Source organism: Aureibaculum luteum (assembly GCF_003449015.1).
Lineage (GTDB): Bacteria > Bacteroidota > Bacteroidia > Flavobacteriales > Flavobacteriaceae > Aureibaculum > Aureibaculum luteum.
In genome coordinates this window covers 1,040,966-1,065,613 of sequence record NZ_QRGD01000001.1, presented here as the reverse complement: position 1 = coordinate 1,065,613, position 24,648 = coordinate 1,040,966, and the positions used below count along the sequence as shown (strand labels likewise).

The following is a 24,648-nucleotide window of genomic DNA, read 5'->3' as shown; positions in this document are numbered from 1 at the left end:
TTTTTATTCTTCAATAGTTTGTACTGCTGGTTTACTCGATACTTTTTCTTGTAACCACTGAAATAATATAAATAGGATAGGAATTACAAAGACACCTAAAAGGGTTCCTATAAGCATTCCACCGGCCGCACCTGTACCAATAGATTTATTTCCTTCTGCTCCTACACCTTGTGCTAACACTAATGGCATCAATCCTAAAATAAAGGCAAATGAGGTCATTAAAATTGGTCTTAATCGGGCTTTTGCTCCATGAATTGCAGCATCTACAATACTCTCTCCGTTTTTACGCCTTTGAACTGCAAACTCTACAATTAATATGGCATTCTTGGCAAGCAACCCAATAAGCATGATTAATGCAATTTGGAAATAAATGTTATTTTCAAGTCCAAATAAATTTGTACTAATATAGGCTCCAAATACACCAAACGGAATAGAAAGGACCACAGCAAATGGTAATAAATAACTTTCGTATTGTGCACTTAACAAGAAGTATACAAATAGAATACTTAATACAAAAATGAAAGTGGTTTGGTTACCAGCACTTACTTCTTCTCGTGTTAAACCAGAATAAGCAACCGTATAATTACTTGGTAATTTTGCAACCTCTTCTTCAATAACTCTAATGGCATCTCCTGTACTAAACCCTGCGTTTGTAGCTCCTGTTATGGTTGTAGAATTAAATAAGTTGAATCGTGTTACTGATTGAGGACCATATACTCGCGTTAAGTTAATAAATTGTGTAATTGGAGTCATTTCACCAGAATCTGTTCTTACATACATACTATTTAAAGCATTAACGTCAGCTCTGTCTTCGGGTAAAGATTGAACGTATACTCTAAATTGTTTTCCGAATTTTGAAAAGTCAGATGCATAAACACCTCCAATATATCCTTGTAACGTTGAGAAAATACTATTAATGGGCACGCCTTTTTCTTTTGCTAACGGCACATTAATTTCCATTTCGTATTGTGGGTAATTTGTACTGAAAGAAGATTGTGCGTATTTAACTTCTGGATGACTCATTAAAGCCATTGCAAATTCTTTATTTGTTTTATCTAAATCAGTAAACTCACCACCAAACTTATCTAATAAATTTATCTCAAAACCTGACGAGTTACCAAAACCACGAATACTTGGTGGCGAGAAGAAAATAATATTTGCTTCCGGAATACCTGCTACAACACCAAATAACTTACCTGTAATAGCTTGCACAGATGTTGATGGATCTTTACGCTCTCCCCAATCAGCTAATTTTATAATACCGAAACCATAATTACTACCAGCTCCACTAATTAAACTTCTACCTTTAATAAAGTTGACCCCAACAATACCATCGATACCATTTATTTTGCTATACAAATCTTTTGCAACAGCATTTGTTCTATCCAAGGATGCACCTGCTGGTAATTCTATATTTGCAAAAATAATTCCTCGATCTTCATTAGGTACAAATCCAGTAGGTGTTGTTTTTGCTGCCCAGAAAATACCAGCTATAGCTAAAAGCAATAGTAATACCGGTATCCATTTTCTTTTGTATAAAAACTGAAGTGATTTTCCGTATCTTTCTGTAATAGCATTAAATCCACGGTTAAAAAGTGTATAAAAACGTTTTAATGGACCTTTACCTTTTAACTCTTCATCATCTTTATGCGTTTTTAATAGTAATGCACATAATGCAGGACTTAAGGTTAATGCATTTACAGCAGAAATAAGAATTGCAATAATTAAGGTTACACCGAACTGCTCATAAAATACACCTGTTGGTCCTGTTACAAAAGTAACCGGAATAAATACGGCTGCCATTACCAAAGTAATCGAGATAATAGCTCCAGAGATTTCATTCATTGCCGTTAATGTTGCCTTTTTTGGGTTCTTTTCACCATAATCCATTTTGGCATGAACAGCTTCAACAACAACAATAGCATCATCTACCACAATACCAATGGCGAGGACTAATGCAAATAGCGTCAATAAGTTAATAGAGTAACCAAAAACACTTAAGAAGAAAAACGTTCCTATTATCGAAACCGGAACGGCAATTGCCGGAATTAATGTAGAACGGAAATCTTGCAAGAAAATAAATACCACTAAAAACACCAGTAAAAAGGCTTCTAATAAAGTACTGACTACTTTTTCTATCGATGCATTTAAAAATAAACTTGTGTCATAAGGCACAAAAATATTTAATCCATCTGGAAGGTCTTTTTCTACCGATTCTAACGTTATTTTAATATTTTCAATAATCTCTTGTGCATTAGAACCTTTGGTTTGAAAAATCCCCATAAAAACAGCAGGATGCCCTAAACTCATTGCATTAGAAGAATATGATTGTGCGTCTAACTCTATAGTTGCTATATCGTTTAAACGAAGAAACTCTCCATTACCCAAAGCTTTTATAATAATATCTCCATATTGCTTTTGGTCTTTAAAACGTCCACTATAGGTTAGTGTATAAGAAAATGCTTCGCCATTATTTTGACCTAAAGAACCTGCTGCAGCCTCTAAATTTTGCTCTGCTAAAGCAGCGGTAATATCAGAAGGTATTAAACTGTATGCGGCTAATTTTTCTGGTTTTAACCAGATTCGCATCGCATAATCTTGTTGAGAAAACACACTAACATCTCCAACACCACTAATACGTTGCATAGCTGGAATAACGTTTATTTTTAAGTAATTCTGAATAAATGTAGCGTCATAATCTTCACTTTCAGAATACATTGATATAAACATCAACGCACTCGTTTCTTGCTTTTGAGTTGTTACACCCGTTTGTATAACCTCTTGTGGCAATAATGGATTTGCTCTTGCTACACGGTTTTGAACATTAACGGCAGCAATATCTGCATCTATTTCCTGATTAAAATAAACGGTAATCTCTGCTGTTCCTGTGTTAGATGCTGTAGAAGTAATATAATTCATGCCCTCTACACCATTAATTTGTTCTTCGATTGGAATGATTACACTTTCTAAGACTGTTTCTGCATTGGCTCCGGGATAAGATGCGGTCACCTTAATTGTTGGTGGTGCAATATCTGGATACTCCTCTATTGGTAAGCTTGATATACTAATAACACCAAGCATAACTATAATAATAGAGATTACTGTTGAAAGCACAGGTCTTTCAATAAATGTTTTTAACATGACTAATATGTTGTTTGTTAGTTAACTAGTTTTTAAATAATGTTGGTACTTGTTTAAAAGCATCTTCAAAAGAAGTCTCTTGAGGTGAGATTGCCATTCCGTTCCTTAATTTTCCAACGCCAGAAACTATAATTTTATCTTTTGTATCTAAACCTGATTCTACAACATATAAATTATCTACTGTCCCTATTACTTTTATAATGGAAGTTTCTACCTTATTTTCTTCACCAAGTTTGAATATCATAATATTTCCTTGTTGTTCAAAAGTTGCTGCTTGAGGCACAATTATAGCATCTTTATATTCTATAGGAAATCTTATTTTACCACTATTTCCATTGGTTAAAATCTCGTTTGGATTTTTAAAGGCAGCTCTAATTTGTATGGTTCCAGTACTTTGATTTATTTGACCTGTACTGGTTTGAATACGTCCTTTTTCAGAATACATTTTATCATTAGCTAAAATCAAACTTAAATCTGGCGAATTTTTAATACGTTCTGCTTTCGTTTTCCCCTCAGATCTTTGTAAGAGATCTATGTATTGTGCTTCGTTAAAACTGAAAAAGGCATATACTTGATCAATTTCACTTACAGTAGTTAAAGGTGTTACATCACTTGGACTAATTAAAGCTCCTTCTCTAAAATTGATAGAACTTACGTAACCATCTATTGGGCTTTTAATAGTTGCATAACCAATATTGGCAGTAACACCACTATAATTAGCTTTTGCTTGAGCTAAATTAGCTTTTGCAGTTTCTAGTTGTACCGCACTAATAATGTTTTTAGCTACTAGTGGAATTAGTTTATCAACTTCTACTTGTGCTACGTTAACTCGTGCTTGAGCTGCTCCTGCATCTTGACTTAAAGATTGTGTTTCTAATTTAAATAATACTTGTCCTTTTCTTACTTTTTGTCCTTCGTCTACAAATACTTTCTCAATATACCCTGATGTTTTAGCTCTTACATCACTATTTACTATTCCTTCAATAGTTGTAGGATATTCGGTATATCCTGTAACTGTTTTTTGTTGTATTTGAGTAACAGGAAAAGAAGGTGGAGGAGCCTGTTGGCCCGCTGTATTGTTTTGATTCTTGTTGCCACAACTAAATGTAAGTATGAGAACACTTATTGATAATATGGAGTATAACTTATTCATTTTAATTTAATGTGTATACGGGTTATTTGTAATTTTTGTTCTTAATTCTTCCATAGATGAGGTTGCCCCATCTATAAATTTGATATAGTCGCTATGAAAGTTTAAATCAAATTTTTCTTCATCAATTTCAAGTTTTTCATTATTTATGGTTTCTTTATAGGCTTTAATTTCTGTATGTAATTCGCGTATTTCATTCCAATCATGCATCATTTTATCTATATGTTGCATTATGATGTCGGTATTAATGACAAAGTATTTTTTACGGTCACCAGTTTTGGTGAAATAGTGAATTTTATTTAAATCTTGTAAATGATTGAGATGATTAGAGATGGTACTTTTACTAGCACATAATACTTTTACCATGTCTTCAAACGTGGTTCCTGTTTTTCCGGTAAGTATAATATATGATAGTATACGTGCGGCAACGGGTGCTAGCTGTTCTCTTTTCTCTAAATGCACTCCTAGTTTTTCTACTAAGGACATTTTTTCGTTACATAGTGAATTACTCATTTGTCTTAATTTTTTATACTGTAAGGGAAACAAAATGTATTTTACAGTAAATCGAGTGCAAATATATAATTGGTTCTGAACAAACCGAACTAAGCGAAGTTAAAGAAATGTTAAATAAAAAAAGCCGATAGAATTATCAGCTTAATAGAGTATTAAAAGTTTGTTTTTTTGTCTAAGGATAAATTATGGTCTTTCCTTTTTTAAGTGTATTCAACTTAAAATAATGTTTTTTATTTTTAATGTTATAGCTAATAACACATTCATTTTTAGATAATTGGAAAGGTGATTTCTTTGTGAGTTTTGGCACTTCATTACCAAATTCTTTTTTTGGATCTTTATCCATTATAATAATTTTATCATAAGAATTTGATGTGCTAAAATTACCTTTGATCATCTTTTTTTCATTAAAAGAATCAAGACTTAATTTGGCAGATCTATCATTAAAGAAGATTGAATCAAACTGAATATTATCTTCAATAGGCTCGGCAAATGTTATGGTAACCAGCGTTCCTTTAGATCCTGGTTTGCCACCAATCCAGTCCTGATATTTTGCTTCTGTAATAGTAAAAGAGGGGTTTTTATCAAATTGACTAGTAGCACAATTAGAAAATAAGGTGAGCATTAAACTACAAATTAGAAATGTTATTGGCGTTTTCATAAGGTACTTTTTCAGAAATAATTGCAATTTAGATGCCAGAAATAATTGGACGACAGTAAACGTAATAAATACACTATGTGTTTTTGCTATTTCCTTCTATTATAAAACAACTAGTAAATTAATATGCTCTCTTATTATTTCCTTCATAAAAGTTAATAAATGCTCTATTCACCACCTTTGTACCTCCAGTAGTTGGATAATCTCCACTAAAATACCAATCACCAGCGTTTTTAGGACACGCTTTATGCAGATTTTTTATAGGTTGAAAAATAACTCTTATCTCAGCATTAATCGTTTTAGTTTTTAACATTTGAGCAACCTTGTCTGAAATTTGTTCAACTGTAAAAGGATTATAAATCTCTTTCACATAGTTTTCAACTTCATCCACTGGTAGCTCGTCTTGTTTAAGACATTTATTATAAACCCTCTCAATTATTTCGTCGTATTGATTGGTTTCTTTTAGTAATTCAATTGTGGCTTTAAAAGCGATAAACTCTTCTAATTTTGCCATATCTATACCGTAACAATCAGGATACCTTATTTGAGGTGCAGAAGAAACGATTACAATTTTCTTTGGGTTTAGTCTGTCTAAAATTTTGATGATACTCTTTTTTAACGTTGTTCCCCGTACAATACTATCATCGATGATTACGAGATTATCAGTAGGTTTTACGACACCGTAAGTAACATCATATACGTGAGCTACTAAATCGTCGCGACTATTATCATCTGCAATAAAAGTTCTTAATTTTGCATCTTTTATGGCTATTTTTTCAATTCGTGGTCTTTCAGATAAAATTTCAGTTACTTTTCTTAATGATAAATTTCGCTGTCCTTCTAGTATTCGTTTTAATTTATATTTGTTTAAATAGTCTTCCGCAGCTTCAGAAATACCAAAAAATGACGTTTCTGCTGTATTAGGAATGTATGAGAATACGGTATTATTTATATCATTATCAATATGTTCAAGAATTGTAGGAAAGATAAGTTTTCCTAAGTTTTTACGCTCATTATAAATTTCAGCATCACTTCCTCTAGAAAAATAGATACGTTCAAAAGAACATGACTTTTGTTCACGTTGTTCTAAAATAGGGTCTACAGAAATGTCACCACTTTTTTTAATAATAAGGGCATGACCACGATCTAATTCTTTAACCTCATCAAAAGGAACATTAAAAGCAGTTTGAATAACGGGTCTTTCAGAAGCAACGACAACAACTTCATCGTCTTTATAATAATATGCAGGTCTAATCCCTGAAGGGTCTCTTAATACAAAGGCATCACCATGACCAATTAAACCAGCCATTGCGTAACCACCATCCCAGCTTTTTGCGGCTCTTTGCAGAATACGTTGAATATCTAATTCTTTTTCAATTACTGCAGAGGCATCTCTTTTACTTATATTTTTTTCTTTACACTCATTATAAATTTTCTCAACTTCATCATCTAAAAAATGACCAATTTTTTCCATTACGGTAACGGTGTCCGTATTTTCTTTTGGGTGTTGACCAAGCTCAATTAGTTCTTCTAACAATTCGCTAGAATTAGTCATATTAAAGTTACCCGCAACAATTAAATTTTGGTGTTTCCAGTTATTTTGACGTAAAAAAGGATGTACACTCTCAATACTATTTCTACCAAAAGTACCGTAACGTACGTGACCCAAAAATACATTACCTACATAAGGTATGTTCTCTAATTGCCATTGTACATCATCTTTTTTTGTAGGATGTTTTTCTAATTCCTTGTTTAAACGATCGTTAATTTGAGCAAAAATATCTTGAATTGGTGCCGACTGATTTGAACGAACACGGCTCATAAAACGAGTGCCAGGTTTAACATCAAATTTTACACTTGCAAAACCAGCACCGTCTTGACCACGGTTGTGCTGCTTTTCCATTAATAAGTACATTTTATTAATGGCGTAAAATGAAGTGCCATATTTTTCTTTGTAGAAAGATAATGGCTTTAATAATCTTACTAGTGCTATTCCACATTCGTGTTTAATGGCGTCACTCATTCTTATTTGGTATTTAATAAAAAATCCGCATAAAAATGCGGAATATATTTAACTTAATTCTATTTCAAACTGTGTCAGTTCTTTAAATTGACCAAGGCGTTTTTTAATTTCATCTTTGGTAAGTTCTTCCATTCGTCGCGTTCCAAATTTTTCAACAGAAAACGATGCCATGTTAGATCCATAAATAACTGCATTTTTCATATTTTCAAAAGAAATATCTTTTGTTTGAGCTATATAACCTATAAAACCACCTGCAAAAGTATCACCAGCTCCAGTTGGATCAAAAACTTCTTCTAATGGAAGGGCTGGGGCAAAAAAGATATTTTCGTTATTAAATAACAATGCACCATGTTCGCCTTTTTTAATTACCACATATTTGGGGCCCATTTTAGAAATTTTTTGTGCTGCTTTAACTAAAGAATATTCACCACTCAATTGTCTTGCTTCTTCATCATTAATGGTAATTACATCTACTTTTTTAATTACCTCTAGTAAATCATCCCAGGCGTTATCCATCCAAAAATTCATAGTATCTAATACTACTAGCTTTGGTCGGTTTGGAATCTGTTTAATTACAGACATTTGTACTGCTGGATGTAAATTACCTAACATTAAAAATTCTGTATCTTTAAAACCTTCAGGTACAATAGGATTAAAATCTGCTAACGTATTTAATTCTGTTACTAACGTATCACGAGTATTCATATCATTATGATACTTACCACTCCAAAAAAATGTTTTACCACCTTTTACAATTTCAACACCCGTAGTATCAATATTTTTGCTTTTCAGCATGTCTAAATATCCTTGAGGAAAGTCATCACCAACAACAGAAACAATACCTGATTCTACATCAAATTGAGATGCTGATAGACCAATAAATGTGGCAGCACCACCTAAAATTTTATCTGTTTTGCCAAACGGCGTTTCAATTTTGTCAAAAGCTACTGTACCTACAATCAAAAGTTTACTCATAATATATTAAAATTTTAAAGGGGTAATTTTCTATCTTCTGTAGACTCCCAACATGGGTCTTCCGCCTTTTCCCTATCTTTGCAAAAATAACTTTTAAAAATGACTATAAAAGAAATACAAGAAGAAATTATTGACGAATTTTCTATGTTTGATGACTGGATGGAACGTTATGAATATATTATAGAATTAGGTAAATCAATTCCCCTTATTGAAGATCAATATAAAACGGATGATAATACGATAAAAGGCTGCCAATCTAAAGTTTGGTTAAATGCAGATGTAAAAGAGGATAAAATTTTTTTTACTGCAGATAGCGATGCCATTTTAACAAAAGGGATAATTGCCTTATTATTACGTGTGTTTTCAAACCATACACCTAAAGAGATTTTAGATTCAGATACTGATTTTATTGATGAAATTGGACTAAAGGAACACCTATCACCAACGAGAGCCAATGGTTTGGTTTCAATGATTAAGCAATTGAAATTGTACGCAATTGCATATCAATCTAAATTGAGTCAATAAGTAGTATCTTTGTACCAATAAAATTATGAATTATGACAGATATAGAAGTTCAAGATATAGGAGATAAAGTAGTTACCGTTTTAAAAACAATTTATGACCCAGAGATACCAGTTGATATTTATGAGTTAGGCTTAATTTATGATGTTTTTGTAAATGATAATAGGGAAGTTAAAATATTAATGACATTAACTTCACCTAATTGCCCGGTTGCTGAAACGTTGCCTGTAGAGGTTGAAGAAAAAGTAAAAACACTTGAAGAAGTTAAAGATGCAGAGGTAGAAATTACGTTTGATCCTACATGGACGCAAGATATGATGAGTGAAGAAGCGAGATTGGAATTAGGTTTCTTATAAATGGATAATGAAATTGTAAATAGAGTTGCTAATAGTAAACTACTTACTATTGACTTAGAAGAGTTTTATCCAGACGGAGAAAGAATTCTTTTCGATATTTCTGATTGGTTATATGAAGGAATTATTTTAAAAGAAAATGATTTTAGAGAAAGCCTTCAACATCATGATTGGACGCAATATAAAAATGCATATTTAGCACTAACTTGTAAAACAGATGCTATTATTCCATCATGGGCATATTTGCTTATTACTACCTATTTAAGTCCTTATGCGAAAAAAGTTGTAGTTGGTAATTTAGAATTGCTAGAAACGTCTATTTTTCAAGGTATTATAAATAATTTTGATTTTACAGTCTATAAAGACAAACCTGTTATTATTAAAGGTTGTTCTAGTAAACCAATTCCAGAAACTGCTTCGGTAATGCTTGTGGAAAAATTAGTGCCAGTGGCTAAAACCATTATGTTTGGCGAGGCTTGTTCTACAGTACCATTGTTTAAAAAGGCAAGGTAAACTTTACAATTAGTGAAGCTTTTTATAGCATATAAATTAAAATGCTTAATTTTGCACGCTCAAAACAAAAACTTAAAATTAAAAACATGAGAAAAATTGTATTAGCATTTGTTGTAATGTTTGCAATAACAAGCACTTATGCACAAACACGTGAGGAGTTAAAGGCAGAACAAGCTGTTAAAAAAGATTCAGTTGCGGCTATTCAAGGAAGAGTTGACGCTTTACAGGGTCAAATTGATGCTTTTCCAGGTTGGAAAAAAGGAGCATTTGGTACTATTGGAGGTAGCTTTTCAGACTTCAGTAACTGGTATTCTAAAGCCTCAGCGAATTCAGCAAACGGAAATATTGGATTTACCGTTAATGCTTTTGCTAATTTAGACAAGCCAAAATTTTTCTGGAGAAATTCAGGAAACGTTAATCTTTCTTGGGTAAAATTGGATGATAAAGATGTTGCCACAGATAGTAAGAAATTCGAAGAAGCTAATGATATATTTAGTATAACCTCTTTATATGGTTATAAATTAAGTCCTAAGTTTGCAATTTCTGCTTTAGGAGAGTATAGAACTACAATACTTAGTAATTTTAATGACCCAGGTTATTTAGACCTTGGGGTTGGTGCAACTTGGACACCAATTACCGACATGGTTGTGGTAGTACATCCTTTAAACTATAACTTCGTATTTAGTAAAGGCGAGAGTGTATTTGAATCTTCTTTAGGTGCAAAAATTGTTGTTGATTACACCAAAAAATTAGGTGCTATTAGCTTTAAAACAAATCTTTCAGCATTTCAAAGTTATGAAAGTTCTGACTATTCTAACTGGACTTGGACTAACTCTTTCGGTTATACACTTTGGAAGAGAATTGGTGTAGGTTTTGACTTAGGTTTAAGAAAAAACAAACAAGAAGCATTAAATGCGATTACTACCAGAGATAATATTTCAGGTTACGATCCTGCTGCTACTTTTGACACTGTAGATAACAAATTACAATCATATTGGATGTTAGGTTTAAGCTACGCTTTCTAATTAAACAATAAAAGATATTTTAAAGCACTCTCTAGTTTCTTCTAGATGAGTGCTTTTTTATTTCCAATTTATTTTACCTTATTTTTGCATTAAATTATATCTTAAATGACCTTACTGATAATATACGCTGTAGTTTCTATCTTTTTTTCTTTTTTATGTTCAATATTAGAAGCTGTTTTGTTGAGTATTTCATCCACATTTATCAACCTTAAAAAGAAGGAAGGGAAGCCTTTTGCTGATACTTTAGAAGTTTTAAAGAAGGATGTTGATAAACCTTTAATTGCCATACTTACCTTAAATACTGTTGCCCATACGGTTGGAGCAATTTTAGTGGGTGTACAAGCAGAAAAAGCATTTGGTTCTGGAACCAATTTGGTAGGTATTGTCTCTGCAATAATGACCTTTTTAATCTTGGTTCTTTCTGAAATTATTCCAAAAACAATTGGAGCAACGTATTGGAAGCAATTGGCCAATTTTACAGCTAAAACCTTAAAAATTATGGTGGCTATTCTAAAATACACAGGTATTTTATGGGTACTACAGTTATTTACAAAAATGGTTGGCGGCAAAGGACATCATGGAAGTATTTTAAGTCGTGAAGATTTTCATGCAATGGCTGATATAGCCCACGAAGAAGGTGTTTTTGAAGAAGCCGAAAGCACCGTAATAAAGAATATGTTAACGTTTAAAGACGTCTTAGCTAAAGATATTATGACTCCTAGAACAGTTATGATTTCTTATAATGAAGAAAAAACTGTTGCACAGTTATTTTCTGAGCACCCGAACCTTCGTTTTTCTAGAATTCCTGTTTATAGTGGTAAAACTGATAATATTACGGGCTTAGTTCTAAAAGATGAGGTGTATAAAGAAATGGCCTTAGAACATGGTTCTAAAAAACTATCTGAATTAAAAAGAAATATCATTGTAATAGACCGAAATATGCCTATTCCGCTATTATTCAATCAATTAATTGAAAGTAAAAACCATATCGCTTTAGTGGTAGATGAATATGGTTCCGTTAGCGGACTTGTTTCCATGGAAGATGTTATTGAAACCTTGCTAGGGTTAGAAATTATGGACGAAAGTGATGTAGATTCTGACATGCAACATCTTGCCAGAAAGAATTGGGAAAAACGTGCGAAACGAATGGGGATTATTGATGATAATAGTGAACTATAAATTGTCAATTGTAGCTCATAAACCAATCTTATGACCATAGAGAATAGACCTTATTTATTTTCATTCTAAGTTCAATAATTATATTCTTAAAGTGAACCGTATTTTTAGCCGTTTTGTATCTTTGTAAGACACCCATTTTACTTAGACCCCTTTACAATGGTTAAGGCTAAGAAATACATAATTGCCCTTCTCTTTTTAATAGTATTGCCTACTTCTTTTTACGGTCAAAAACTAACTGAATATCAGGTAGATAGCTTGTTTAATGAATTGCAAATTAAGCCAAATACAACCACTAAAGTAGACAACCTAATTTCACTTTATAAACAGGCAAATAGGTCTAACATAAAAAGTGAAGTAATTATAGATGAAGCCATTGTCGTTTCAGAAGAATTATTTTATCTCAAGGGTCTTGGTGAAAGTTATAATAGAAGAGGGTTGGTGGCTAGATATAACTATGATTATGAAAGTTCGGTTAACGATCATAAAAGAGCTCTGAGTTATCTTGACAAAACAACAGATACTTTATTAAAAATTAAATGCTTAAATAATTTAGGTGTTAGTTTTAGAAAATTAAATTTAGAGAAAGAAGCCTTTGAATACTATTTTCAGGCCTTAGAATTATCTGAGAAAATAAATCATGAAAAAAGTATCAGTATTGCGTTAAACGGAATTGGTAATGTTTTTCTTGACATAAAAGATTACGACAAGGCTATTCATTATTTTAGAAAAGTCTACGCGTTTGATGTAAAGAACAAAAATATCGAAGGTCAGCAATATAGTTTATCAAATATTGGTGAATCTTACTTGTATAAAAAATCATATGATACTGCTTATTTTTATATTAATAAAGCGTTAACGTCTACTAAAAAATTCAATAACAAGGAAAGTGAGGCTATTAGATATAATCTCTTAGGATTGCTTTTTCAAAAGAAAGGAGATTATAAGAATTCAACCGAATATTATAAGGAAGCAATTCCAATGTTTGCAAAAACGAATAACATTAGGTATTTGAGTAATACACTTATTAATATTGGACGTAATGAGCTGAATTTAGGGTATTATGACAATGCAAAAGTTAACATTATTAGTGGTTTAAATAATGCTAAAATTGTAAAATCTAAAGAGAATATTGCTTTAGGATATATTGCTTTGGTAGATTATTATTCACTTACAAAAGAGTATGATAAAGCACTTGATGCTTATAAAATGGCAACTACTTTTAAGGATAGTATTGTAAACGAAACCACGCAAAAAAGTATAATAAGTACTCAAATTGCTTATGAAACATTGAAGAAGGATAATGAAATAAAACAATTAGCAATTGAAAATAATGTAATACAAGAAGATGCAAAAACCAATTATAATAGGTTGCTGATTTCAATATTTTTAGGCACTAGTGCACTGGTTGTTTTATTTGTACTGTTTTATTTATATCGTAAAAATTCTGATTTAGAAATTGAGCATAAAAACAATCAATTACAGAATTATATTTTTCAGATTAAGGAGTTGAAAAACAAGGTAAACGATAAGGATGAACTACGACATCAAAACTTTATAGAAAATTTAAATGATTATGATTTAACGAAACGAGAAATTGAAGTTTTTACGAATATATCTCAAGGCTTAAATAATGATGAAATTGCTAAAAAAATGTTTGTTTCAAAAAACACTATAAAAACACACATCAAAAATATTTATTCAAAATTAGATGTAAACAATAGAATTCAAGCAATTAAAAAATTAAATACCTATTCTACTACACATACTACTAAAACTTAGGTTTTAATATTAAATATCACCCATTTGGGGGATTAATATCATACTTTTTAATGAAGTAATTTCTGTGATTAGAAATTAATTTAGCAACGAGAAAATTGCTAACATTAAATTCAAACTCATGAAAAATTCAATCCATCATTACCGATTTAGTATGGCTATTAAATTAGTACTTGTAGCTATGTTATATGTTTTTGCACCTCAACAAACGGAGGCACAAATTTTAAAAAGAATACTAAAAAAGACCGAAAAAAAAGTTGAAAATGAAGCGGAAAAAAGAACTGAAAAAAGAATAAATAAAAAGATTGACAAAACCTTTGATGAAGCTGAAGACACCATCGATGGTAAAAAGAAAAAGGGCGAGGAAACAGACAAAGAAAAGCCCAATGACAAGGTGGCAAAAAAAACTAATGGTAATACAGACCCAAATGAAATTCAAGAGTCTAAAAAACCAAATGTAGTTTGGAATAAGTTTGATTTTGTTCCTGGAGATACCGTAATTTTTGAAGATGGACCAAGTACCGACGAAGAAAATGGAGAGTTTCCAAGCCGTTGGGATTTATATAAAGGTAATGCTGAAATTGGGAATGTTGATGGCGAAAATGTGATTATGTTTCTTAGTCACCAATCTTACATTATACCCTACCTTAAAAATTCTAATGAAGATTATTTGCCCGATGTTTTTACTGTAGAATTAGATGTATGGTTTGCAAAAGGATACACAACATCAAACAGATTATGGATTTATTTATGTGACCAAAAAAACAATAAGCAAAAGACAGAACGATTGGTTGTAATGCCTCACGCTTTATCGTTTATGGATTCAGATAAGTCTTATCCAGGAACTGAAAAGATTGGATGGTCAAAAGAGATTGAAGGATCATGGAAACACATTTCTATGGCTTATACCAAAGGGAAATACAAAGCCTATTTTAACGATACACGTTTAATAAATGTACCCCATTTAGAAATTAATCCTTCTGGAATTACTATTGAAGCAGGTAATGACAATATGTACATCAAAAACATCCGTATTGCCAAAGGTGGCGTAAAATACTACGACCGTGTACTTTCTGAAGGTAAAATTATTGTAAACGGTATCAAATTCGATGTAAACAAAGCTACGTTAAAACCTGAAAGTATGGGGCCAATTAACAAAATTTATGATTTAATGCAGAAACAACCTGAACTTAATTTTAGTGTTGAAGGACATACAGATGCTGATGGTAACGATGAAACAAACATGACACTTTCAAAAGCTAGGGGGAAAACAGTTATGAATAAATTAATTGAAATGGGAATTACTCCAAACAGACTTACATCTGACGGTTTTGGTGAAAGCAAACCAATTGATAACAATAGCTCATCAGAAGGTAAAGCAAATAACCGTAGAGTTGAATTTGTAAAATTTTAATAATATCATAAAAATAGTATTGATGAAAAAGCTAATTATAGTAGCCCTTTTTTTAATGAGTAATGGATTAATTAATGGACAAGGAGATAAGACTTATAACAGTATTGAAGAGGCGTTAAAAACCCCGAACCTGGTTTTTAGTTTGAATTTAAGAGGTGAGCAAATTACCAGTTTACCAGAATCTATAAGTAAATTTAAAAACCTCAAAAGCATTACTATTACCAATAGTAAAATAACAAGTCTTCCAAAAACTTTTAGTCAACTAGATAGTTTAGAAGAAATCACGGTAACTATAAGTGATTTATCAAATCTTCCAGAATCTATTGGTGATTTGACTAATTTAAAAAGGATCAATATATCTTCTAGTAAGCTCACAAAAATTCCGGAATCTATTGGAAACCTAATCAATTTAACAGAGCTTTCTTTAGGCGGTAATAAAATAGTAGCATTGCCAACTTCTATAGGAAGTTTAACAAACCTGAAGGTTTTATTTCTAATAAGTAATCAATTGACTGTAATTCCAGAATCTATAGGTAACCTAACAAATTTAGCTAAGCTTTCTTTGGCTCAGAATCAACTTACTGTAATACCAGAATCTATTGATAAATTAATTAATTTGACAACACTTGATTTAAGTAATAATAAGTTAGTAGAATTACCTGAACTCATAGGTAACCTTACGGAATTAAATGAACTAAATCTAGGTGGTAATCAAATCATAAGTCTCCCTGATGTCTTTGAAAAATTCACTAATTTATATGTACTTTATTTATGGGACAATCAATTAGCTGCATTACCTGAATCAATAGGCAAATTAAGTTCTTTACAAGAACTCTATCTTACGTCAAATAAATTAAAAAAATTACCTGAAACTATAGATGGTTTGATAGAGTTAGAACAGCTTTATCTTGATAAAAATCAATTAATTAGCCTTCCTGAATCTATAGGAGATCTTTCTAAGTTGACGTTACTAAAATTAAGTGAGAATCAACTAATAAGTGTACCGAGCTCTATAGGCAACTTTACCAGTTTGGGTACTCTTTATGTGTCAGACAATAAAATTGTAAATCTTCCTGATTCATTTAGTAACCTCACAAACTTAAATAGCCTTTATATTGAAAATAATGAGCTATCTACATTTCCAGAATCTATAGGGAAACTTACAAATTTATATAGTCTAGAGGCTTCTGGTAATAAATTTGACATAAAAACTAGAGAGAAAATTAAAGCATTATTTCCAAATTGTCAGTGTTATTTTGATTAACAACTGTCTATAGGGCCTGTTAGGGTTTAGAGCCTAACTAATTTTAAAGTTAAGACCATTAAAAATCCGTCTGCTTGTATGGCAGACAATAAATATAAACATCATGAAAACAACTGTAAAAATTTTATCCGCTTTACTTATTTGTTTCGTATTTACATCTTGTGATGACGATATCTTAGATGTAGATTTTGATACTACAATAAAATCAACCATTGTTGCTCACGTTAACCAAGGTCAAGAAACCATAAACGAAAGTGTTGACTTAAGTATGGACAATAATGACACACATGATTATTTGAACAAAATTAAGGACGTAAAAATTAAAAAATTAACCTACAAAATCATAAGTTTTTCTGGAAATACTGAAGCTTATGTTGATGTAGATTTTTATGCTAGCACTATTATTTTAAAAACAGAAGGGTTTAATGTAAAATCTGCTTATGATGCATCTACTATTTTCGAAGTTACAGATGTCCGTAAGCTAAACAGTATGGCCGATTTATTAAAAAACAACAAAAGTATAATTGTTGGTATTTCAGGGCAAACTACTTCAGATGAAAATGACACAAGTTTTAATATTGAAGTCACAGCAGAATTAGAAGTTACGGCAAATCCTTTATAATCTTTAAACTTAAAAAATGAAAAAGTCAAGTCTAGTAATTTTCTTATGTGCAACGTTGGTAAGTTGCACTGGAAACAGTCAAAAAGAATTGAAACGTTATCAAATAAAATCGGGTATTGTAAAATACGAATCTACAATTAATGGTAAAGTTTTAGGAAGCACTATGTCTGGTTCAGGTACTGAAACGATATCCTTTAAAGATTGGGGAGCCATTGAGCTAAAAGACGAAAAGTCAACGCAAACCACTAAAACTAAAATATTTAGTCAGAAAAAAGAGGAAATTAAACAAACGCATATTGTCAACAAATTAGATAATGGAGAATGGTTTACAGTTGATTTTGATAATAAAGAAATTATAGCTCAAAGATCATTACCTATGGATATGATTGCTGCGTTTCATCCAAACGCTGATGCCGGCGATGTGGGCAGAGATATGATAAAAGACCTAAATGGTAAAATGATTGGTGAAGAAGATTATATGGGTTATAAATGCGAAATTTGGGAAGCTATGGGTGTAAAACAATGGGTTTATAAACATTTTACACTAAAAATTGAAAGTACTGTAATGGGAATTACAACAGCTAAAAAGGCAACTAGTATTCAATTTGACATTAATGTGCCTGATGCTCATTTTAAATTGCCTGATTTTCCAATAAAAGAAACTGCTAATTTTTTTAGCAACGAAGCTTTTGATGAAGATATGGATATGGAAAGTATAGACGAAGACATGGATAAACTAAGTAAACTCTCTTTTAATGAATGGAAAAAAATGGCTTTGGCCGATAAAGAAGACGAAGAAATGCAAAATATGAGTGAAAAAGAATTGCGGGAAATGTATGATATGATTCAGAAAATGGTAAAAATGAGAAAAGGAAAATAAACCTTTTACATTAAAAAAAAAGCATCCTATAGACTAGGATGCTTTTTTATTTACTCTTCTTCTTCAGTATATTCATGATATAAAAAATCATTATACGGAAAGCGAGCAATGTGTATTTTCTTTACAGCATCAAAAACTTTATCTTTAAAATCATCAATATTTTCTTTGTTTAAAGCAGAAATAAAGATGCAATTTTCATCTAATTTAGACATCCAGGTTTTTTTCCAGTCGTCTAAACTATAGTGTGCTGTTGTTTTTTCAGTAACTAAATCATCATCATCAATAGTGTCATACGTATAGTTGTCAATCTTATTAAAGATCATTAAACTTGGTTTATCCGCACTTTTAATTTCATCTAAAATTTTATTTACAGAAGCAATATGTTCTTCAAAATTAGGATGAGAAATATCAACTACATGCAATAACAAATCTGCTTCACGTACCTCATCCAAAGTCGATTTGAATGATTCTACCAATTGTGTTGGTAATTTTCTAATAAACCCAACCGTGTCAGTCAGCAAAAAAGGAATATTTTTAATAACTACCTTTCTAACTGTGGTATCTAACGTAGCAAACAATTTGTTTTCTGCAAAGACTTCACTTTTACTGATAACATTCATTAAAGTAGATTTACCCACGTTTGTGTAACCCACTAAGGCCACACGTACCATTTTTCCACGATTGCCACGTTGTACGGCCATTTGTTTATCAATGGTAATTAATTTCTTCTTTAATAAAGTAATTCTGTCTCTTACAATACGTCTATCTGTTTCAATTTCTGTTTCACCAGGACCACGCATTCCAATCCCACCTTGTTGTCTTTCAAGGTGAGTCCATAGCCCTGTTAAACGCGGTAATAAGTATTCGTATTGAGCTAATTCAACTTGAGTACGAGCATAACTTGTTTGGGCACGCTGAGCGAAAATATCTAATATTAGACCTGTTCTGTCTAATATTTTACATTTCAGCATCTTCTCTATATTTCTTTGTTGTCCCGGTGATAATTCATCATCAAAAATAACCGCACCAATGTCATTTGCCTCAACGAATTGCTTTACTTCTTCCATTTTTCCAGAACCAATAAAGGTTTTGGGATTAGGTGTGTCAACTTTTTGTGTAAATCGTTTTACGACTTCACCTCCAGCTGTAAAAGTCAAAAATTCTAGTTCATCTAAGTATTCTTGAGACTTTTCAGCATCTTGTTCCTGATTCATTATACCAATAAGTACAACTTTTTCAAGCTCTAAACTCTTTTCTTCTATCATGTTACAAAGGTATGAAGAATACCGAACTTAATGATGAACTGGTTTTATCTTTTTCCATTCGCTATAAAATTATTCTTTTTCACCTATTTTTTTCCTTTTTTTCCTTTCATAGCTGTGCTATGCAACTTTAAAAAGCCTTCAATTGGGCAAAAAATCAATAATTCTCGCTTAAATGTGAAAAGTAAAAACCAGTTCAATATTTTTTGTACTTTCGATGAATACTAATTTTACATTTTGACGGAAGACAAAGAGAAGGACAATTTATATTCTATTGCATTTTACAATCTTGAAAACTTATTTGATATTTCGAATACGGATAACGTATTGGATAGAGATTATACACCTACAGGTAGAAATAAATGGAATAAGAAACGGTACCTCAGAAAATTAAAACAATTAAGCACGGTAATTGCCCAAATTGGAGAGAAAGAAACGGGATTTTCACCTGCTGTTATTGGAATAGCAGAAGTAGAAAATAAGCAGGTAATTATAGATTTATTAGGTACTGAGGCCTTGCAACATAAAGGATATGAAATAATACATTTTAATTCGCCTGATGAGCGGGGTGTTGATGTGGCTTTTTTATACAGACCTCATGTTTTTGATTTTATACATGCTGAGCCAATTACACTTGTGGTTGATAATTTGGACGGTGTTTTAGACCAAACCAGAGACGTTTTATTAGTGAAGGGCAAACTGGAAGGTAAACTCATTTACTTTTTTATAAACCATTGGCCTTCTCGGAGAGAGGATGGAGATACACAATATAAAAGAATAAAAGCAGCAGAATTGATTCACCAATCTATTGAAAAAATTAAGGTGGAAACACCAAACCCAAATATTATTATTATGGGCGATTTTAACGATGACCCCACAAATACGAGTATTAAACAACATTTAGTAACAGAAGATTTTTACAATCCTTACGAATCTATATTTGATAAGGGGTTTGGCACATTAACCTATAGAAGGCAATGGCATCTTTTTGATCAAATAATTTTGAGTAAAAATTTAATGAATGCCTCTGAATTAACTTTTAAAGAAGCTCATGTTTTTGATGAAGAATTTTTAAAAGAATGGAAGGGGAAACATAAAGGAAGACCCTTTAGAACCTATATTGGTCCTTGGTTTCAAGGAGGGTATAGCGATCATTTTCCGGTCTTTGTTACTTTCAAAAAAAAACCTCCTAGTTTATAGGAGGTTTTTTTGTAAAAAGTTTTACTTATAAATTTGGTTGAGGTGTCATTCTCAAATACGGTTTTATTTCGGTAACACCTTTTGTAAATATTTTTTTTGCATCTTCAGTTGCAATTGCCGGACTTACAACTACATCATCACCTTGTTCCCAGTTTGCAGGAGTGGCTACTTTATGATAGGCTGTAAGTTGTAAAGAATCAATTACACGCAATAATTCTTTAAAATTTCTACCTGTTGATGCAGGATAAGTTAAAATCAATTTAATGGTTTTATCGGGTGCAATAATAAACACAGAACGTACTGTTAAGCTGTTATCAGCCTTTGGGTGAATCATGTCATATAAAGTAGAGACATTTCTGTCTTCATCTGCAATTATAGGAAAATTAACTACCGTTTGCTGTGTTTCATTAATGTCTTTTATCCATTCTTTATGCGATTCAACACTGTCTACGCTCAATGCAATCATTTTTACATTGCGTTTGTCAAATTCAGGTTTGTATTTAGCTGTGGTACCTAATTCTGTAGTACAAACTGGAGTAAAATCTGCAGGGTGAGAAAATAATATTCCCCAACTATCTCCCAAATATTCGTGTAAATTCAATTCACCTATTGAGCTCTGAGCTGTAAAATTTGGAGCAGTATCTCCTAATCGTAAAGTTGCCATAATTTTTGTTTTTATTTTAGTATCCTACAAATTTAGTAGATTAAAGGTAAAATCGAGGGTTTTTAGGCTAAATATTTGTTAAAATTAATTTTAGGCTTTCAATTTAATAGGTATCCAAACTTCTTCTTCGGCATTAGGGTCATTGGGTTTATTGTTTTCGGGGATGTATTCAAAGTGTGGTCGGTTATCCAATTCATAGTTTGAATTTGGCAACCATTCTCCATAAATATAACCTGCTGTTTTTGGGAATTCTTGGGGTGTACCTTTATGAATAAAAACAGCATAGTCTCCTCCAGGTAAGGTAAAATCTTTTAAACTTTCTGGGATATCATCAAAATCGGATACCTCTGTGGCGGCCCATTTTTCAAAAATGATATTGGGAGTAAATTGCCGTATATCAAAATCGTCATTATAAACCTGTATTGAATAATAACCTGTATGTACTCTATTATTTATTTCTTTTACACGGGGTTTAAAGGCTTTCCATAATTCAAAGGCTTTATTTTCTGCTAAGAAAGTTTGTAGTGATAGACCAATAAGCTTTCTGTCTTGTATGTTTATAATTTTTGGTTGCTGCATAATGTAAAGTATAAGTTTTGAGTAAAAATATGATTTTTACACCAAAAGAAAATGTTAAAATCTAGTATAAATTATTACGCTATTTGTTAAAAATAATAATAACTTGCAGATATAATAACAATGGACTAATACATATATTATGCTCAATTATATATGAACAAGAAGAAAAATCGAAAGAAAGAAAAAAAGAAATTTCAGAAAAACCAAAAAAGTGTAAATAACGAAGATCAGAGAATTAGTAGTAAGAGTAAAAGAACAAATTTTTCACTAATTTTATCAATATTGGCATTGGTAATAAGTTTCGTACAATTATTATTCACAATGCCATTGGTTTTAAAATATTATGATAAAGTTGAAATTCAAGTTCATGAGTTAGGACTTACTAAATTAGAAAATTATGATAATATTTTTTCTCAGTTTAAAATTAAAAACATTGGTGAGAATACTGCAAAAAATGTTGAATTTCGCCTTAGAGTTTTAAATGGCGATTCTGTAAGGATAGTCCCAAAAGTTTTCAATCTTTTAAAAGTTGACAGTAGTGGAATTATTACAAAAGACTCTTTTTATGGTTGCGACGAAATTGTGCCTTCTGAATCTGTAAGAATTATTATTACATCTGATTTTTCGAACTTTCTAAAATTAAACCGTATTGATACTTTATTTTATAACAAGGCTATTGACAGGTATAAAGTGAGTACTGGACCATATATTTGGGATTTAAAGCATTCATTAGGAAGAGTAAAGGTAATTGGTTCTGATTCTTTAACTTTAAAAAAAAGGTGGATTTATGAATTAAATTAGTACCTAACAAAACATATAAAAGTCATTATTTTAATTTTTTTGGTCCCGAAGCTTCGAAATTCTATTCGGTCTGTGTTCATTATATAAGAAGATTAAGACCTTTAATAGGGCTGTTCATACTTAAATTATTTACCGAATACCCGGGGTAAAATCTCCTGGTGCATTTTGTGGCGATTTAGTTGTGCCTTCTGCACCCGTATCATTCCATAGTTGCCATTCGCTGAATGTATATACTGGATTTCCTTGTGTTATGGAAGCATTACGAAATGCCCTACCGTCTTCAAATTCATGGTTGGTACTCGAGCCATCTTCACCTATTCTTCCAAAAATATCAATAATAGTTCCGTTAGGATCAACAAGAGTAATGTTGTCATCTCCATTAGAACCTGCTGGCCCAGTGCTTATGCCATCCATATCTGGGGCAAAACCATAAACAGCTTCAAATTCAACATCATTTACTGCTATTACAAAGGCTTGTCCTACTTCAAGGGTTATTCCAGTAAGGTCCATAGATGATGAAACAGTATTGCTTTCATTGGTATATCTATTGAGCGTCCATGCGGTTAGGTCGATGGATTTGGAATCTGCATTATAAATTTCTATAAAACGAGCATTCACATTATTATCTGGATCTGCTATTTCTGAAATAAAAACTTTATTGGTGATATCTCCTGTAGGTACACATCTAGACCCCGTCATATTTACGGTGCCCTCTAAATTTTTAAGCAATAGTATAGGATCTGTATATGTTGAGGCTATTCCAACAATTGTTTCATTACCATTTGGATATTCTTCATTGGCAAATGACGCTGTAGAAATGGTTAAAACATCTACTGTTTTTTTACAATCGGTTAACGGTATACTACCTTTATACGTTCCCTCTTCCTCTTCAAATTGTACATTATCAAGACTCACCAGTTGAGCTTCGTAATTCCCCGTATTAAGCTCTTCTATTGTAATGATATTTGGATCTGGTAGAGCTACATTATCAGCAACAAATAAAACCTGTTTATATTGAACAGTATTCGCTTGTAACAATCCTCTTAAACTGCCAAGAACAGCATCTTTTAAGTTAATTTTGACCTGATAACCACTGCGTAATGAGCTTGCTGATGACATTCGTAACGCAATGGCTCCAGACTCATCTTGAATAAAAGCATTGCGATCTGACATATTATTTTCATCAATTCCAGACATGGTAATTATACCTTCAATATAAATGTCATCGGTAATTTTAGAATCGGTACCTGTGAATAAATCTCGAACATCAATTATATTTGTTTTAATTCCACCAATACTTTCAGCAAAACCTATGCGTTTTCTTTCATTATTAAGTTGCACATCGTCAATATCTCTTATCAAGATTTGATAGGTATTACTAAACTTAGTTAAAACACCTCTTATAGATCCATTACCGTTTGGAACTTGCGTTGATCCAAAATTTGCAAAGGCACTTGTTCTAAATGAAATTGACGAATTTGAAATGTCTTCGATTATATAATTGGTGCCACCACCAACATCAGTATTTATATCATATAAAGTTTTACCAAGGGCTGCGTCTTCAAATTGAACATCCTTCAGCTCTATTAACGTATTTAGATGGGCATCCGTAATTTCACTAAGTGTTATTTTATTAACGAGTTGTTCTTCATCAATTATATCACAAGTTTTTATCAATAAATTTTGAAAGTTTGCAGCCGTAATTTTACCGATAGATTCTTCTTTGGTGCGTTCATCAACATATAAATTACCAATTTCTAAGCTCTCAAAATTTAATTGTGTATAGGTGTTTTTAAGGTTTATGGAAACTTTTCTGCCGGGATTAAAAATGGTGTACAAATCGACTACATCAACAGGAATACTGAATCCACGACTTCCATCTAGTGTTTGAAAGTGTAATTCATTATAAAAATTACCTGATTGGTCGTTAGAAGTTATATAAGCTTCAATAACATCAGCATCTGTATATTGTGAGGTAATACTTGTTGTTAAATTATATATTTCTTCAATTGTTTTTGTTGGAGTTAAATCAGATTCATCACAATCATTAATAGTTGGAATATTATAATCATCATCTTGTACACATGAAACTAGGGCAAGGAAGATAAAGAATACAGATTTATAGATTGTCTTCATT

General features: G+C 31.6%; 22 protein-coding genes. 12 read left to right on the top strand and 10 right to left on the bottom strand.

The window, feature by feature from the left end:
* Positions 1 to 3: 3 nt before the first annotated feature.
* The 6 genes from D3P13_RS04680 to D3P13_RS04655 all read right to left on the bottom strand — a co-directional run bounded on the left by D3P13_RS04680 (position 4) and on the right by D3P13_RS04655 (position 8,457).
* Positions 4 to 3,141, bottom strand: coding sequence for an efflux RND transporter permease subunit (locus tag D3P13_RS04680; RefSeq protein WP_117880108.1), 3,138 nt, complete (start codon positions 3,139 to 3,141; stop codon positions 4 to 6).
* A gap of 25 nt (positions 3,142 to 3,166) precedes the next feature.
* Positions 3,167 to 4,294 carry an efflux RND transporter periplasmic adaptor subunit gene (locus tag D3P13_RS04675; protein WP_394336449.1) on the bottom strand — a complete coding sequence of 376 codons (1,128 nt, stop codon included), beginning with the start codon at positions 4,292 to 4,294 and terminating at the stop codon, positions 3,167 to 3,169.
* Between the two features lie 6 nt (positions 4,295 to 4,300).
* The gene (locus tag D3P13_RS04670; RefSeq protein WP_117880268.1) at positions 4,301 to 4,804 is read right to left on the bottom strand and encodes a GbsR/MarR family transcriptional regulator; all 504 of its coding nucleotides are present in this window, start codon (positions 4,802 to 4,804) and stop codon (positions 4,301 to 4,303) included.
* A gap of 172 nt (positions 4,805 to 4,976) precedes the next feature.
* Positions 4,977 to 5,462, bottom strand: coding sequence for a hypothetical protein (locus D3P13_RS04665; RefSeq protein WP_157972829.1), 486 nt, complete (start codon positions 5,460 to 5,462; stop codon positions 4,977 to 4,979).
* Positions 5,463 to 5,580: 118 nt separating this feature from the next.
* A complete protein-coding gene (locus tag D3P13_RS04660; RefSeq protein ID WP_117880105.1) occupies positions 5,581 to 7,482 on the bottom strand; it encodes an amidophosphoribosyltransferase in 1,902 nt (633 codons plus the stop codon).
* Between the two features lie 48 nt (positions 7,483 to 7,530).
* Positions 7,531 to 8,457: a PfkB family carbohydrate kinase gene (locus D3P13_RS04655; protein WP_117880104.1), complete on the bottom strand. Its 927-nt coding sequence runs from the start codon at positions 8,455 to 8,457 to the stop codon at positions 7,531 to 7,533.
* Positions 8,458 to 8,556: 99 nt separating this feature from the next.
* On the opposite strand from D3P13_RS04655, the gene D3P13_RS04650 reads away from it, so the two are divergent.
* The 10 genes from D3P13_RS04650 to D3P13_RS04605 all read left to right on the top strand — a co-directional run bounded on the left by D3P13_RS04650 (position 8,557) and on the right by D3P13_RS04605 (position 18,005).
* The gene (locus D3P13_RS04650) at positions 8,557 to 8,982 is read left to right on the top strand and encodes a SufE family protein (RefSeq protein WP_117880103.1); all 426 of its coding nucleotides are present in this window, start codon (positions 8,557 to 8,559) and stop codon (positions 8,980 to 8,982) included.
* A gap of 32 nt (positions 8,983 to 9,014) precedes the next feature.
* Positions 9,015 to 9,335, top strand: coding sequence for an SUF system Fe-S cluster assembly protein (locus tag D3P13_RS04645; protein ID WP_117880102.1), 321 nt, complete (start codon positions 9,015 to 9,017; stop codon positions 9,333 to 9,335).
* The gene (locus D3P13_RS04640; protein WP_117880101.1) at positions 9,336 to 9,845 is read left to right on the top strand and encodes a DUF2480 family protein; all 510 of its coding nucleotides are present in this window, start codon (positions 9,336 to 9,338) and stop codon (positions 9,843 to 9,845) included. It abuts the gene before it with no gap.
* 86 nt (positions 9,846 to 9,931) lie between these two features.
* Complete coding sequence (locus tag D3P13_RS04635) at positions 9,932 to 10,870, top strand: DUF3078 domain-containing protein (RefSeq protein WP_117880267.1); 939 nt, start codon at positions 9,932 to 9,934, stop codon at positions 10,868 to 10,870.
* A 105-nt stretch (positions 10,871 to 10,975) separates the two neighbouring features.
* Positions 10,976 to 12,049, top strand: coding sequence for a CNNM domain-containing protein (locus D3P13_RS04630; protein WP_117880100.1), 1,074 nt, complete (start codon positions 10,976 to 10,978; stop codon positions 12,047 to 12,049).
* Between the two features lie 156 nt (positions 12,050 to 12,205).
* Complete coding sequence (locus tag D3P13_RS04625) at positions 12,206 to 13,828, top strand: LuxR C-terminal-related transcriptional regulator (protein WP_117880099.1); 1,623 nt, start codon at positions 12,206 to 12,208, stop codon at positions 13,826 to 13,828.
* Between the two features lie 118 nt (positions 13,829 to 13,946).
* A complete protein-coding gene (locus tag D3P13_RS04620) occupies positions 13,947 to 15,239 on the top strand; it encodes an OmpA family protein (protein WP_117880098.1) in 1,293 nt (430 codons plus the stop codon).
* Between the two features lie 22 nt (positions 15,240 to 15,261).
* Complete coding sequence (locus tag D3P13_RS04615; protein WP_117880097.1) at positions 15,262 to 16,503, top strand: leucine-rich repeat domain-containing protein; 1,242 nt, start codon at positions 15,262 to 15,264, stop codon at positions 16,501 to 16,503.
* A gap of 103 nt (positions 16,504 to 16,606) precedes the next feature.
* Positions 16,607 to 17,125, top strand: coding sequence for a hypothetical protein (locus D3P13_RS04610; protein WP_117880096.1), 519 nt, complete (start codon positions 16,607 to 16,609; stop codon positions 17,123 to 17,125).
* 16 nt (positions 17,126 to 17,141) lie between these two features.
* Positions 17,142 to 18,005, top strand: coding sequence for a hypothetical protein (locus tag D3P13_RS04605; protein WP_117880095.1), 864 nt, complete (start codon positions 17,142 to 17,144; stop codon positions 18,003 to 18,005).
* A 50-nt stretch (positions 18,006 to 18,055) separates the two neighbouring features.
* On the opposite strand, the gene hflX is transcribed toward D3P13_RS04605, so the two are convergent.
* Positions 18,056 to 19,270, bottom strand: coding sequence for a GTPase HflX (gene hflX / locus D3P13_RS04600; RefSeq protein ID WP_117880094.1), 1,215 nt, complete (start codon positions 19,268 to 19,270; stop codon positions 18,056 to 18,058).
* A gap of 234 nt (positions 19,271 to 19,504) precedes the next feature.
* Here hflX and D3P13_RS04595 point away from each other — a divergent pair, with 234 nt between their 5' ends.
* The gene (locus D3P13_RS04595; protein ID WP_117880093.1) at positions 19,505 to 20,467 is read left to right on the top strand and encodes an endonuclease/exonuclease/phosphatase family protein; all 963 of its coding nucleotides are present in this window, start codon (positions 19,505 to 19,507) and stop codon (positions 20,465 to 20,467) included.
* A 25-nt stretch (positions 20,468 to 20,492) separates the two neighbouring features.
* On the opposite strand, the gene D3P13_RS04590 is transcribed toward D3P13_RS04595, so the two are convergent.
* Both D3P13_RS04590 and D3P13_RS04585 read right to left on the bottom strand, forming a co-directional pair.
* A complete protein-coding gene (locus D3P13_RS04590) occupies positions 20,493 to 21,131 on the bottom strand; it encodes a peroxiredoxin (protein WP_117880092.1) in 639 nt (212 codons plus the stop codon).
* Positions 21,132 to 21,221: 90 nt separating this feature from the next.
* On the bottom strand, positions 21,222 to 21,710 hold the full coding sequence (locus tag D3P13_RS04585) for a GyrI-like domain-containing protein (protein WP_117880091.1): 489 nt from the start codon (positions 21,708 to 21,710) through the stop codon (positions 21,222 to 21,224).
* 153 nt (positions 21,711 to 21,863) lie between these two features.
* On the opposite strand from D3P13_RS04585, the gene D3P13_RS04580 reads away from it, so the two are divergent.
* Positions 21,864 to 22,511, top strand: coding sequence for a hypothetical protein (locus D3P13_RS04580; RefSeq protein WP_117880090.1), 648 nt, complete (start codon positions 21,864 to 21,866; stop codon positions 22,509 to 22,511).
* A gap of 129 nt (positions 22,512 to 22,640) precedes the next feature.
* On the opposite strand, the gene D3P13_RS04575 is transcribed toward D3P13_RS04580, so the two are convergent.
* On the bottom strand, positions 22,641 to 24,647 hold the full coding sequence (locus D3P13_RS04575) for a DUF5689 domain-containing protein (RefSeq protein ID WP_117880089.1): 2,007 nt from the start codon (positions 24,645 to 24,647) through the stop codon (positions 22,641 to 22,643).
* Position 24,648: the final 1 nt, after the last annotated feature.